Annotated in this window: 7 protein-coding genes; 2 read left to right on the top strand and 5 right to left on the bottom strand. The window is 64.7% G+C overall.

Annotated features, from left to right (window positions below; all coding sequences use genetic code 11):
• The first annotated feature begins 40 nt into the window (after positions 1-40).
• The gene (locus tag VFG26_RS03140) at positions 41-2,728 is read left to right on the top strand and encodes a TIGR02302 family protein (protein ID WP_325022130.1); all 2,688 of its coding nucleotides are present in this window, start codon (positions 41-43) and stop codon (positions 2,726-2,728) included.
• Between the two features lie 37 nt (positions 2,729-2,765).
• Complete coding sequence (locus VFG26_RS03135; protein WP_325022128.1) at positions 2,766-3,245, top strand: DUF411 domain-containing protein; 480 nt, start codon at positions 2,766-2,768, stop codon at positions 3,243-3,245.
• Positions 3,246-3,642: 397 nt separating this feature from the next.
• Here VFG26_RS03135 and VFG26_RS03130 read toward each other — a convergent pair whose 3' ends face one another.
• From VFG26_RS03130 to VFG26_RS03110, 5 genes are all read right to left on the bottom strand, one after another.
• Entirely contained in the window at positions 3,643-4,614 is a 972-nt protein-coding gene (locus VFG26_RS03130) for a hypothetical protein (protein WP_325022126.1), read from the bottom strand.
• 60 nt (positions 4,615-4,674) lie between these two features.
• Positions 4,675-5,781, bottom strand: a complete 1,107-nt coding sequence (locus VFG26_RS03125; protein ID WP_325022124.1) for a poly(3-hydroxybutyrate) depolymerase — start codon at positions 5,779-5,781, stop codon at positions 4,675-4,677.
• Between the two features lie 39 nt (positions 5,782-5,820).
• On the bottom strand, positions 5,821-6,690 hold the full coding sequence (locus tag VFG26_RS03120; protein ID WP_325022123.1) for a protein-L-isoaspartate O-methyltransferase family protein: 870 nt from the start codon (positions 6,688-6,690) through the stop codon (positions 5,821-5,823).
• Positions 6,691-6,725: 35 nt separating this feature from the next.
• The gene (gene pbpC, locus VFG26_RS03115; RefSeq protein ID WP_414653253.1) at positions 6,726-8,789 is read right to left on the bottom strand and encodes a penicillin-binding protein 1C; all 2,064 of its coding nucleotides are present in this window, start codon (positions 8,787-8,789) and stop codon (positions 6,726-6,728) included.
• Positions 8,790-9,119: 330 nt separating this feature from the next.
• Positions 9,120-14,486: an alpha-2-macroglobulin gene (locus tag VFG26_RS03110; protein ID WP_325022119.1), complete on the bottom strand. Its 5,367-nt coding sequence runs from the start codon at positions 14,484-14,486 to the stop codon at positions 9,120-9,122.
• Between the last annotated feature and the right edge of the window lie 48 nt (positions 14,487-14,534).

Below are 14,534 nucleotides of genomic sequence, written 5' to 3'. Positions count from 1 at the left end.
TAACGTGCGGGGTGTGGGCCGCGTGTTAGCTTAAGGACGCATGGTAGAGCCTCAAAACAGGGATCCTGGTCCCGAGATTTCCCGGTCGTTCGCGCGCAAGGTCCGCCTGAGTACGCTTGCGCTGTTTTTCGAGCGCCTATGGCCGCGGCTGTGGCTGCTCATTGGCGTGGCGCTGGTCTTCGCCATGCTGTCGTTTTTGGGCGTCTGGCCGTACCTCGACCCGCTGATCCATAAGCTCCTGCTCGCCGCCTTCGGCCTCGGCGCGATCGCTGCCATCGTTTACGCGGCGCGCATTCCCTGGCCCACCCGCGATGAGGCCATCCGGCGCATCGAGCGCCGCTCCAACGTTCCGCACCGTCCCGCGACCTCGTATGAGGACACGCTGACGTCGGGGGCCTCTGACGCAACCACCACGGCCATTTGGCAGGCGCATCGGGAACGCCTGGCGCGGGCCATCGCGCGGCTTCGCGTCGGCCGTCCGGCGCCCCGCACGGATCGTCTCGATCCCTGGGCCGTGCGAGGCCTTCTGCTCGTCCTTTTCATTCCGATTGCGCTACTGGCGACGGGAAGCCTCGGCGACCGGCTGGCGGCTGCGTTCCGCTTCGGCGGCGGCGAGTCCGGTCCCCCGGCGCGCGTCGATGCCTGGGTTACCCCGCCGCCCTACACGGCTCTGCCGCCCGTGCTGCTGGCCGACGGCTCGCAGCAGGCGGGCGATGATAGCAAGGAGCGGAACACGTTCTTTGAGGTGCCTGATCGCAGCCTGCTGACGCTGCGCGGCAGCGGCTTCGGCGCGGACGGGCTTTCGCTCGAAGTCCTGAGCGACGGGGCCACCGCGCCCGTCATCGTGCCGCCCGAGAAATCCAAGAACCAGACGGCTTCCAGCATATCGGAGACGCGCTACGAGATCCGCAAGTCGGCGCGCATCCGCGCCATTTCGGGCACGCGCGAACTCGGCGCCTGGACCTTCGACGTCATTCCCGATGCGTTGCCGAAGATTGCGCTGTCGAAAGACATCACCGGCACGCCGCGCGGTTCGATGCGCGTTTTCTATAAGGGCGAGGACGACTACGGCCTGCAGAGCGCCGAAGTGAAGGTGCGCAAGGCGCCGCCGAAGCCCGTCGAAGGTGCGAAGGCTTGGGCGCAGCCGCCGCCGCTCACCGGGCCGCGTCTGCCGCTCGAACGGCCGCCGGTCTTGAGTCTCAAGATCCCGCGTCCCGGCGCCAAAACGGTCGATACTTCAGCGCTGCTCGACATCGGCGAGCATCCCTGGGCGGGGCAGCGCGTGCAGCTCTGGCTCGAAGCAACGGACGTCGGCGGGCAAGTCGGGCGCAGCCAACCAATCGAAATCGTGCTGCCGTCGCGGCGTTTCAAAAATCCTTTAGCGCGCGCCGTGGTCGAGCAGCGCCGCAAGCTCGCCGAAGATTCCCGCAACCGGCCGAAGGTCGTGCGCGCGCTCGAAGCGCTGACCATGGAGCCTGAAGGCTTCATTGAGGACAACAGCGTCTATCTCGGCCTGCGCTCGGTCTATCACCGCCTCGACCGGCTGCGCTCGCGCGAGGTCATGAACGAGTCCATCAACGAGCTTTGGCAGATCGCGCTGAAGATCGAGGATGGGGCGCTGTCGCAGGCGGAGCGTGCGATGAAGGACGCGCAGGACCGTCTGTCGGATGCCATCGAGAAGGGCGACGACAAAGAAATTCAAGACGCGATGGCGGAGCTGAAGAAGCGGCTCAACGACTATCTCAGCGAGATGCAGAAGAACGCCGAGAAGGAAAATCCCTCCGGCGATCAGCAACAGGAGGATCAGCCTTCCGAGCTTGGCCAGCAAGACCTCGACCAGATGATGAAGGATCTGGAGAAGAGCGCGCGCGAGGGTTCGCGCGATGAAGCCGAGCGTATGCTGTCGGAAATGCGCGAGCTGATGGATCGGCTGCAGGCCAGCAATTCGCCGGAAGCCCGCGCGCAGCAAAAGCGCGCGCAGGAGATGATGAAGAAGCTCAACGAGCTGAGCGATCTTACCGGTAAGCAGCAGCAACTGATGGACGAGACGTTCGGCGAGCAGCGCCGCCGTGAAGGTCAGGGCGGCTCGCAGGAAGACCAGGACGCTCAGGGTTCGTCAAAGCCCGGCAAGGGGCAGAAGGGTCAGAAGGGCCAAGGTCAGCAAGGCAGTCAGGGTGACATGCACGCCGACCAGGAAGGCGGCTCTGACCAGGGCGAGGGCCAGCAGGGTTCGCAAGGCAAGTCCGGCGGACAGCAAAAGCGCGGCAAGGGCAGTCTGCAGGATCGTCAGGCGCAGCTGCGCGAGCAACTCGACAAGCTGAAAAAGGATCTCGAGGAGATGGGCGCGGGCGATCCCGACAAGTTGGGCGGCGCGCAGGAATCAATGGAAGGCGCCGAGGAGGCTCTCAAGCAGGGCGATCTCGACGAGGCCGCCAATCAGCAGGGCCAAGCTCTCGAACAAATGCGTCAGAGCGCTCAGCAGATGGCCGAGCAGATGCAGAAGAACGCGCAGCAGCGTCTGGGCCGTGGCGGCAATTCTCCGCGCGATCCGATGGGACGGCCGCAGCGCGCGCAAGGCCCCGATCTCGGTACGTCCGTGAAGGTGCCCGATGCGATCGACGCGCAGCGTGCGCGCGAGATCCTGGAAGAGCTGCGCAAGCGTTCCGGCGAAAGCCGCCGTCCGCAAGACGAACTCGACTACATCGATCGTCTCTTGAAGCGCTTTTAGTGTCCATCATGATTCCTCAGTTTCGGAGGAGCCTGGAATGCAGCACGCCAATCATTGCGATCGACGGGCCGTTCTTGGTGGCCTTGCGCTAGCTCTGTCGCCGCTGACGAGCAGCGTCTGGGCTCAGGCGGCGCCGCTGAGCATCAAGGTCTTCAAGGATCCCAACTGCAGCTGCTGCACCGGCTGGGTTGACCATTTGCGCAGTCATGGGTTGTCGGCGGACGTAACCGCGACATCGGAAATGAAAGCCGTGAAAACGCGCTTGGGCGTGCCGGCCGCGCTCTCGTCCTGCCACACGGCAGAGGTTTCGGGATACGTCATCGAGGGCCACGTGCCGTTCCATGCCATCGAGCGGCTGCTTGCCGAGCGGCCCCACGCGATCGGTCTTGCCGTTCCCGGAATGCCCGCTGGCTCACCGGGCATGGGTGGCGAGCCGGAAGCCTTCGATGTGGTGCTCTTCACAAAGGACGGGCAGCGGTCGTTTGGCCGTTACAGAGCCGATCGCCCGATTGCCTGATACAGCGGCACGTGCTGCCCTAACCAGGCCACCACTCCACTGGTCATCCCGGCCGGAGCGCAGCGCAAGCCGGGACCCATCTTGACACGGGGTTATTTCGAAAAGCTGGGTCCCGGGTCTCGCAAGAGGGCTCGCCCGGGATGACAGGAGTGGGTCATCCTCCGCACTGTCATCCTCGGCTTTATGCCGAGGATCCATCGTTCAACATGCGCCTGCTGCTTGATGGATCCTTGGGACAAGCCCGAGGATGACATCGAGTTTTGGTTTAAGGCCTGCTCTCTATCCCGCCCAACGTCATCCCGGCGGAGGCCGGGATCCACGGCAAGCATCAGCGTGCTCTGTGGTGAGGGCTGCACGGGTGGCGAAGCCCATCACCAGTGGCGATTGGAGCGTTGGCTTAGTTCGCTGCAGCTGTCTTCGGCACGAAGCGCGTGAGGAAGCCGCCGATCACCTGATGGCTGTCAAGCTTTGCGCCGGCCCAGCCGTGCGGGGGTTCTTCGCCGCTCCACCAGCGCGAGAACTGCCGCCACATGTCGATCGGGTACCACGTGCCGTCGCGGCCCGTGAGCGGACCCCAGTAATCCGACGTGGTGTACTTGTATTCGACGAACACGGAGCCCGTCGGCAGGCGGAATTCGAGGCCGAAGAGGGCCTGTCCGGCCGGACCCGTGTACTGATATTCGTACGTCCGCGAGGGGGCGTTCTTCGGATAAATTTCGGAATGCGGGAACGACAGGCCCGCACCTGCGCCAACGTACGGCGAGAGAATGCCGATTGAGGGCAGACGGATCATGCCATTGAGCGTCAGCATGTTATGGCCGTGCGTCCACTCGAGCTTGTTGAAATAATCGCGTGGCTTCGCCGTCGCGGGCACCGGCTTGCCGTCAATCGTGCCTTCGAAGTGCAGCTCCTTGTCGAGGGGCGCGTAGACCTTCGAGTGCGTGAAGTCGAGCATCGAGCCGAAGCGGCCGCCGGTCAGCCAGCGCTGGATGCGGACGCCGTAGTAGAGCGGGTTTTCGAACGGCTTCGTGTACCAGTCGACGTCTTTGATGGTGAGATCGGTGCCGCCCTTATTCACCATGTGGAAGTCGCTCGGGTGGTGATAGGGCGCGCCGAGGTAGGCGCCGAAATCGGTTTCGCGGCCGGGGCGAAGGGCGGTCGATTGGGGCACGCCCCGGGCAGCGGCCCGTGAGGTGTCACTTGAATCGCTGGGCATCGCGGCGGCCATGACGAGGCAGCCCATCGTGGCTATCGCGGCGGCGATCTCAAGCGGCCGCTTGATGCTTGACTTGGTGCCCGGCGATGACGGCCACGGCACTGACGCTGAGAGCGTGATGAGGGGCGCAACAAGGCGTTCGCGTGCGAGCATTCCGGTCAGTCCCCCCATGGGCCGCGCTGAATAGGCGGCTTATGCGTATCCCTGGGAGGTTTATGCGCCTCCTTCGGGCGCTTGCAAGGCGTCGAGCATACGGTTCACTGCGGCAATCTGCGGCGCGTCGCGCGTCAGATACTGCGGACCTGTATAACCCCACCAATCCCAACAGCCCTGCGGATTTATCGAGGATGCCGCGGTTTGTGGAAAAAGCACGACGAGGCGGTTCGTATCGGCCCAGCGTGCGAAGCCCGATTCCTTGATAAACGCATCGCCGACGGCCTCGCGATTCTGCGCGCAGCCGTGGAAGGCGATATGAACGCGGCAGCCCGGCTGCTCCTTGCAGGATTTGGGCACGTAGACGACGCCGGTTTCGGCAAGCCCTGCGCTGTCGCCCTGTGTGAAGAAGGGACGCTGATCGAACTCGACGAAATCGCCGCCGGGCGTTTGGCTGCGCGGTTCAAGATTGCCGTAGATCTGTTTCAGCAGCGCGCCGGCCTGATCGTAATCGCAGTCGACGATGTAAGGTCCTTTTGTGGCTCCGCAGGCATTGCCTGCATCGTCCGTCACGAAGGCGTGGCCGGCCGGCACGTTCGCGACGAGTTCGATGTTGGATTGCGGCACGCCAAGGTCTTCATAGAAGGTGGCTGCGTGCTGCACGATCGAGGGCGCGACGGTGCGGTCTGCCGTTCCGGTGAAGAGATAGATGCGATCGCGCACGACGTCCGCGATCGGATCGATTTCGCCTCTCGCCGCGCGCTCCTTGGCTTTCACTGTAAGCTCTTGCGGGTCGGAAACGCCCCAGGAGCCGAGAAGATCGAGCATGCAGCCGTTCACGGCCTTGCTCAGGTTGAGGATTGCCGTTCCCGTGCCGGGAATTGTGCTGGCGAAAACGCTTTCCGAGCAGCCGTAGGGCCCGCCCGCGATGATGCCCGCGCCGACGACGCGTTTGGCGTGCGCCATCTGGAACTGTCCGGCCATGTAGGCGCCCGATGAGATGCCGGACACGGATGTCTCGTCGGCTTTCGCGCCGAGCGCGGGCAGCGTTCTGGCGGAAGCCGTTTCGGTTTTGTGCGCGTCGTTGCAGCCGCCCGCGGCGATGGATGCAGCGGCGAGCGTGAGCATCACCACACATTTTCTGACGAGGGCGCGGCGGCGTCTCATGCGTTCAAATTTCCGAATTATGCGACGGCGTAAAAAGACTTAGGCAGCAACGGCAATGTAGCTCAAGGCCCAATCGGGTCCCACGTACCAGCAGTGTGCCCTATCGGCCGGTTGCTTCCAAACGAGACTTTTTACGCGCTCCCATCCGCCCTTTCTGAGGCAGTGCGACAGGTTTTTGATTTCATCGTTTCCGGGCGCTGGCGTCAGTCCTTCCGCAAAGATGAACGACACCGGGCAGCCGGACCATGCTGCAAAGCCGCTATCGAGGCGTCGCACGGCGATGGTGATGGCGTTCATCGCTCCGCCCCGCGAACTCGCCGAACTTGGAACGCCGAGGGGGAAGATCAGCCGGCCGCCGGGATTGAGGTTTTCGATCCAGGGGACCGCCGGTCTCGGAATGCCGAAGTTGACGTAGACGACGTCGCTCTTTTCCTTCGGCCAAAAGCAGCCATTGTCTTGCACGACGTCGACGTTGGCGCGGTTTGCGAGGTTCTCCTTCGCTCTCCCGGCGCAGCCCGGATCGTAATCGACCGCCGTCACGTGGCCTTCGGCTTCGACGAGTTCCGCAAGGATGGCGGAATAATAGCCCGTTCCCGCGCCGATGTGCGCCACGCGCTCTCCGGGTTGCGGCGCGACGGCGTCGAGCCAGCGTGCATGCAGCGAGGGACTGCCGTTGTTGACGCCGCGATCTTCGTCGAGCGCGATCACGACATCCTGATAGACGAGCGCGGGATCTCGCTCATCGACGTTCAAATGCGACCACGGCGTCAGGATGTGCCAGCGGCCGGGGCCGAGAAATTTTTCGCGCGGGACGTGGGCGAAGGCGTTTTCGAGCCGCTCGTTGCCGGTGACACCGCCGATGGCCAGCATCTCGCGTGCGAAGCGGCGGCGCATTTTGGCGAGTTCCATTGCGGCTCCTCGCGGTCGTAGGGCGCAGGCATGCTCTATCTTAGCCTGATAAACGCCCGGTCGGTACGGCCATTGGCATCGATCACCGTCAGCTTCGCAAACCCGGAGCTTGGCGGCTGCCAAGTCGCTTCCCGGCTGTGGGCGGCCGACTGGATCGGATGGCCGTCCACCAGCCAGGTGAGCGGCAGGGCGCCACCGTCAGCCTTGAGCACAAGGGGTTCGCCGTCGAGATCGGCTTCGGCGATTTCCGATTGATCGGGCGGGAACGAGATCAACACCGGCGGCTCGAGGAATTTGCCGGCGGAGGGGTCATCGCCCGGATCGCGCCAGCGTTTGAGCGGCGCGGGCAGGGCCGCGTTCGTCGTCTTGATGGCATTCGCCGGGGCACCGGCCAGCGGCGTGCGCGGTCCGGGCAGGCGCTCGAAGGCGTCGAACAGAATGGGCGCGGCGGCGCTGCGGCCCATCAAGCCCGGAATGGACGAGTTGTCCGGCCGTCCGACCCACACGGCGATCACGTAGCGGCCGTCGTAACCGATGGCCCAGGCGTCGCGATAGCCGTAGGTCGTGCCGGTCTTGTAGGCGAAGCGGCCGCTGCGGGCGTTGAGCGGGGGCGGGGCATCCTTCAGGATGTCGGACACGTACCAAGCGGCGAGCGGCGACATCAGACGATGGGCATTGACGAGCGGCTTCACGCGCGTCGCCGCCCAGATCTTGCCGCGCTCATCCCAGCGATGGGTCAGCATGATGCTATCGCCGCCGCGCGCAAGGCTCGCATAGAGCTGGGTCAGCTCGTGCAGCGTCAGGCCCGTGCCGCCGAGCGCCATGGCGAGCGTCGGCTCGGATTTGTCGGGAAAGCGGGCGGTCACGCCGGCGCGGCGGAAACGTCCGGCGAGCTTGCCGGGTCCGACGCGGGCGAGAACGCGCACGGCCGGAACGTTGAGAGACTGTTCGAGGGCTTCGCGGATCGCAACGGTGCCGTGATAGCCCTCGTCGAAATTTTTAGGCGCATACGTTCCAAAGCGCACGGGCCGGTCTTCGATGAGCGTTGCGGGATGAGCCAGGCCCGCTTCGAACGCCAAGCCGTAGATGAAAGGTTTCAGCGTCGAACCGGGCGAGCGTACGGCCGTCGTCATATCGATGGCGCCGCGGCGCGTCCGGTCCATGTAATCGGCGGAGCCGACTTGAGCGAGGATCTCGCCCGTCTGATGATCGGCGACGATGATGGCGGTCGAGACGTTGTCGCCGATCGTGCGCGCGTGCTCCTGCGCGAGGCGTTGCAGGTTCTGCTGCAAGTGGCGATCGAGCGTCAGCTTGATGATGCTTTCCGCCGGGTGCGCGGCGACTTCCGTCTCAGAGAGATGCGGCGCGAGCATCGGGAAGGCGTAGCGGACTGCCGGAATGCGTTCGGCCTTGGCGCGTTCGGCTTCGGCCGGCGTGATGACATGCGCTGCGGCGGCGCGCATCAGCACGCGATTGCGGGCGCGGCGTGCGGCTTCCGGGTAGCGATCGAGGCGGCGCATTTCGGGCGACTGCGGAAGTGCGACGAGCAGTGCGGATTCACCCAGCGACAGGTGTCGCGGTTCCTTGCCGAAGTAGGCGAGCGAGGCCGCGCGCACGCCTTCGAGGTTACCGCCGAAGGGCGCGAGGCGAAGATAGAGTTTCAGGATCTCTGCTTTCGACAGCGTGCGCTCGAGTTCGATGGCGCGCGCCATCTGGCGGAGCTTGCCGCCCGGCGTGCGCTCGTGCTTGCCGTCGAGGAGGCGTGCGACCTGCATCGTCAGCGTCGAGCCGCCCGATACAAGGCGGCCATGGCGCAGCATCTGGAGAACGGCGCGCGTGACGGCTTTCGGATCGACGCCGTGGTGGCTGTAGAAGCGCTTGTCTTCGAAGGCGAAGAGCATTTTCAGATAATGCGGATCGACATCCTTCGGCTCGACGGGCAGCCGCCATTTGCCTTCGCTCGTCGTGAACGCGCGCAGCAGACGATCGTCGCGATCAATGACGGTGACGGACACGGCTTTCGCCTGTTCGAGCGGCAGCGGCCCCGCATCGGCGAAGGCTTTGAGATAGAGCCCGTACGCGCCGCCCACGCCGACCATCAGCGTCAGCGCGGCAGCAATCGCGAGTCGCCGGATCGTTTTGGTTCTCCCTCTCCCCTCATAAGGGGAGAGGGTTGGGGTGAGGGGCAGAAGCGATCGATGCTGGCCGCCGCCCCTCACCCTAGCCCTCTCCCCATGAAGAATGGGGAGAGGGAAGAGCAGAACGCTCATCCGTCTGCCAAGGGCAGGGGAAATTCGCCGGAGGAGAGTGGCTGATGCGGGGGGCACAACCTGCTCATCACCCCCGCTCCGGCCCTCCCCCTTGCGGGGGGAGGATTGAAACGTCGGCATCTTGATGCGTTTCACGTAGTGACCCAGCCCCACCTTTTTTCACTCCTTCGCCGAGACGGTGAGCTGACCCGCGGCGGAGCGGGCGTAACGCTCGGGCCGATACATGTCTTCAACCGTTGCGGCGGGGTGCACGAACGTGCCGGGGTTCACCGCGCGCACGATGTAGGCGAGCGTCGCGGTCACGGCCGGCGGCTCCTTCTGCGCCGTGCCGTCGGGCAGCGTGACCGAGCCATCGTTCGGCAACTCGACCGAGTTCTGATCGAGGCCCTCGACGGAACTTCCGTCCTCGCCGTTCGACGTCTCGGACGACGTCCGCAAGTTGGCGAAGTTGAAGGCCGCCACGAAGCGATCATCGCGGAACTCGGTGTGCTCGGGCTCTGCCGTTGATTTTAGCCACGACAGGCCCGCGATCGCGCCGCTGTCGATCAGGTGCGGGTTCTCGATCTCGAAGCCTGCAGGCAGGCGATCGACAACGAGCACGCGGCCTGCGGGCTCGTCCGGCGTGACCTTCACGGTCATGACGAAGCGATCGTTCTGCTTCACCGATGCCTTGCCGCCGGCGAGGCTTGCGAGATCGACCTTCTTGCCGTCCGGCGTGTAGGCCTGGCGTTCGATCTTGAAGCCTTTCGCGGCGGCGAGCTCCGGCGTCAGCGCGGCGCCGATGACGGAGATCACGGCATCCACGGCAGCTTCGCCGTCGTTGGTGATCGTCAGCGCGCCGTCCTTCAGCTCGGCGGGCTTCAATCCCTTGAGCAGCGGCCCGTTGACGGGCTTGCCGTCGATGGCGAGTGCCGTTGCCTTCACTTCGTCGTTCAGCGCTTTCGCCGCGAGCAGCATCCACGCCTGTTCCTGCGTCGAGGTATAGCTGCGGGTCTCGTAGGCTTTGGCGATGACGTTTGCGAGCTTCGGTCGCATGTCGTGGGCGACGTGCGTTTCGGCGGCGAGCGTCACGAGTGCGGCGCCGTCGCGAAGCGTGGAGCCGTAGTCGCTGCGATAGCCGCTATCGGGCGTCTCCGGCATTGCTGCGAGGGCGGCGGCGAAGGCGCGCTCGGCGCGTTCCTTGTCGCCCATCATCGCGAGCGCGGCGCCCACCTGCGCTTTGGCAAGCGGCGTCGAGAAGCGCGCGATGCGTTCGTCGGCGTAGTAGCGCAGATCGCCGATCGGCGCGCGGCCGTTGCGGGCCAGCACGTAGAGCGCGTAGGCGCGATCTTCGCCGCCCTTTTCGAAGTCCGACGCGTAGGCGATGAAGTTCTGCAGCTTATCGAGCGCGCGATTGAAGCCCTCGCGCGGCACGTCGTACTTCGCTTCCTTGGCGCGCGTCAGGAAGTCCGTCACGTACGCCGTCAGCCAGAGGTCCGCCGTGGACGGCCCCCAGACGCCGAAGGCGCCGGTCGAATCCTGCATCTCGAAGACGCGTGCGATTGCGCCTTGCACGCGGTCCTTCAGCGCCTTGTCTTCAGCCAAGCCCACTTGGGCTGCGACCGCATTGGCGACAACGAGCGGCATCGCGCGCGACACCGTCTGCTCGGCGCAGCCGTAGGGATAGCGGTCGAGTTGGGCGAGAAGCGTCGGCACGTCGAGGCGCGCCGCCGGCCCGACTGACAGGTTGATGCGCGTGCGCGATGCGATCATGTCCTGCGCGAGGTCACGCGTTACCAGCAACTTGCCGCCGGGCTTCAGCGACGAGATCGTCGTGCGCTTGATGTCGCCGGCGGGCGGCAGGACCTCGAACGTCATCTCGCGCTTGACGCTGATGTCGTTCGGGCCGGTGATGACGGCCTTCAATGTCAGCGGGCCGATGTCCGCGGGTTTATAGGCAATGCGCTGCAACGTGCGCTCACCGGTCTTAAGGTCCGCCGTTTTGTCCGCGAGCGCGGTCAGCGTCTCGTTGGTGTCGTCGCCATCCTTCTTGGAAAGCGTGAGCTTGTAGGGCGCGGCAGCGCCATCGATGTTGTGGATCGAGAAGCCAAGATTGACTTCATCGCCGAGCGTCATGAAGCGCGGCGCGGCGACGGTGAGGGCCACGCTATCGCGCACGATGAGATCGCCCGAGCCGTGGCCGACCTTGTCCTTACTCCAGGCGACCGCCATCACGCGCACGGTGCCGTTGAAATCAGGCAGCTCGAACTCGACGTTCGCCGTGCCGTCTTCCTTCACCTGCACGAGGCCGGAGAAGAGCGAGACGATCGTCTCCACGGTCGGGTTGCCCTGCAGCGCCACGCCGCCATCGCCGCCCGAGCGGAGCTTGCCGCGATCGGCGCGCATGCCGTCGATCAGCTTGCCGTAGAAGTCGCGGATTTCGAATGCGAGCTTCTGCTGCTCGGAGAAATACTTCTCCGGCGCCGGCGTTTCGTAGCGCGTGAGGTTGAGGATGCCGAGATCGACAGCGGCGACGACGACGCGTGCGTCTTCACCCGGTGCAAGGCCATCGACCTTCAGCGGCACGGTGATCGTGCTGCCGGACTTCACCTTCTCGGGCAACGTCACGGCAACTTTCAGCTGCTTGCTCGACTGATCGATCGGCAGCCAGCGGACGCCGATGGCGCGGCTCGGCATGCGCTTTTGCGCTTCATCCATCGGCCGGTAGAGAATGGCCGTGGCGTAGGTGCCCGGACCCCATTCGGCATCGACGGGAATTTCGACTTCACCGCCGCCCTTGGCGATGTCCACTTCCTTCATCTGGTGCAGGCCTGTGCCGAGCACGGCGATAAGCGCCTTGCCGCCGAGCTTGGAGGCGATGCGCAATTTCGCGGTTTCGCCCGATTTGTAGCTGTCCTTGTCGAGCGCGACGTCCAACTGCTCGGGGCTGTCGACGTTGTCGCCCGCCGTGTACCAGCCGGCGTTGAAGAGCACGCTGGAGGCTGGTCCATCGGCATCGTTGGAGGCGACGTCGAGACGATAACGGCCCCACCCAATCGGCTGCGAAATTTTTGCCGCGCCATCAGCCGTGACAGCGAGCGTGCCGCTGCCGACCTTGCGCTTTACGGTGACGGCTTCGTAGGTCCACGTTCCGTCGCGGCGATACCACTGCCAGTTCGTGTCGAGGCGCGTCAGCGTCCAGGTGAGATTGTCGTTTGCTTTCGGTTTGCCGTTGGCATCGAGAAGCACGACTTCGAAGCCGGCGTTCTGATCTTCGGCGGCCGTGAAGTTCTCAAACAGCGGCTTGATGCCGATGCGCTCGAGCTTCAGATCAACCGGCAGCGTGATGTTGCGCTCGATGGTGCGGCCGCCGTCCTCGCGCAGTTTGACGGTGATCGCGGCTTCGAGCGGCTTCGGTGTCTTCGGCATTTGCGGCAGAACGATCGGGATCGCGGCCTTGCCGTCGTTGTCCATCGCGAGACTTGCATCCAGCGGCTGGCGCGCGGGGTTCACGAGTTCGTCCGCCTGGCCGAAGACGTAACCGGCATAACCCGCAACGGGTTTGTTGGAGGCGCGGACGACGACTTCGCCTTCGATGCCGAGACCGGCTGCGGGGGGACCATAGAGATAGCGGCCTTCGGCATTGATCGCCTGATTGTCTTCGACCGTCAGCGCCTGAATGTTGGCTGCGGAAAGCGTCATGTCGAGGCGTTCGGGCACGAAGTCTTCGACGAGGAAGCTTTTCTCGGCAATCGCTTCGGCCTTCGGGTCCGTGTAGAGGCGCAGACGCCACGTCCCGGTCATCGCGGTTTTCGCGAGCGGCACGGCGAGCGCACGGCCGCCGAGGCCCTGATCGTTCATGACAAGGCGCGTCTGCTCGACGCCGTCGGGTCGGAAGATCATCAGCGTCATCGGCACTGCGGATGCCTTGCCGAACTGATCGCGGACGAGGGCGGTGACGTTCACGTCCTCACCGCCGCGATAGACGCCCCGCTCGGTGTAGACGTAAGCATCGACAGGACCCGAGGGATCGCGGCCCTGCACGCCACGGTCGGAGAGATCGAACGCGTTCAGCGTCAGGTCGAGAAACGCGTATTCGCCTTCGCCCTTCTGCGCGACGAGAACAGCAGGGGCGGTGCCACCTTCGCCTTTCGCGATTGCCGCGTCGAACTTGGCGTAGCCGCGGTCATCCGTCGTTGCCGTTGCGAGCACTTCGTTGTTGCGCGCGATCAGTTTGACGGCCGTTCCGGCGATGGCTGTTGCTTCTGTCAGCGAACGAACGAGGGCATGAATGCCGTCGTTGCCGGTGAACGCGGTGAGGCCGAGATCGGAAACGATGAACCACTGCGTCGCGCGCTCGTAGCTTTCTTCCTTCTGCTTCTCGGAAGGTTTCGCGACCATCACATAGACGCCGGGCTCGAGCTTGCCCGTCGCGTCCGTCACCGGAACGGCAGTCGAGACCTCTTCGTTCAGCTTCGAGGCAATCTCCATCTGGCCTTCGTAGACCTTGATGCCGGAGCGATCGCGGATATTTTCGACGTCGTAGCTCGACAGCTGGCGAGCCATGTCGCCAGCTTGCAGCGTCGAAGCCAGGCTTCGGTCGCCGATGCGATAGACCTCGACGTCGATCTTGTTCGTGTTCGTGGTGATGACAGGAATGCCCTGTTGTCCACGCGAGGGCAGCACGTAGGCCTTACCGCCGAAATGCACGGCGGGCGAACGGTCCGGCACATAGACGGCGATGTTTGCAGTCTTCAGCAGCGTTTCGCCGATATCGGAGGGCAAGCCGGCGCGGATCTGCACTTCGTAGCGCTCGCCGTGCTTCAGGCCCTCGAGGCAGAGCTGCTTGCCATCCTGTACGAGGTTCTGCGGGTCCTTGCCGCCGACGGAGATGAACTTCGCGACGTCGGTTTGCGTGCGCGAGAGATCCTCCGAAAATTGCAGGCAGAGGCGCGGCGGGGTCGCGTCGTTGTCGGTCTTGTAGTCCGTCATGCGGAAGCCGTACTCGCCACGCAGGCGGTCGTAGGCTTCACGCGTCGTCTGATCGTCAGCGAGCGCGAGGCTCATGCTCAGCGCGTCGATTGCCGGGCGCCAGTAGGAGCGCGCTTCGAGCGTGCGGCCGAGAACGAACAGCGCGTGCGCCTTCTGCGCGACATCGTTCGCGCGCTCATAACCGCGGTAGGCGGCGCCCGATGCGTAGATCGGCAGGTCGTAGCGTTCGCCGTTGCTGTTGGGATCGGCCTTGATCGCGAGCAGGGCTTCGGCGAGGCGCGTCCAGGCGGCGGAGTCTTTGTCGTCGGCGGCCACCGCATTGGCGAGCGCTCTGGATGCTGCGCGCGGGTCGGTCGCGAAGACCTTTTCGGCTTCCGATTTCAGCGCGGCGGGCGGCTTACCATCCGGTTTCCAGTTGGCCTTGAGGTAGGTCTCATAGCGTTTCGCATCGGCGGCGATGCCCGAATGCAGGAACGGCTTGTCGGCCGCGGCGGCGTCCGAGACGATTGCCAGCGCGGAGATCAAAAACACTGCAAGGCGCGCGAGAAAGTGCATGGGGGTGGCATCCTTTTTGAGTGCCTGACGATCGGAACTCGCGCGGCA

The sequence above is a fragment of the Hyphomicrobium sp. genome, assembly GCF_035687085.1.
Taxonomy (GTDB): Bacteria; Pseudomonadota; Alphaproteobacteria; order Rhizobiales; family Hyphomicrobiaceae; genus Hyphomicrobium_B.
The sequence above is the reverse complement of the archived record's forward strand: the minus strand, read 5'-3'. Positions and strand labels throughout refer to the sequence as shown.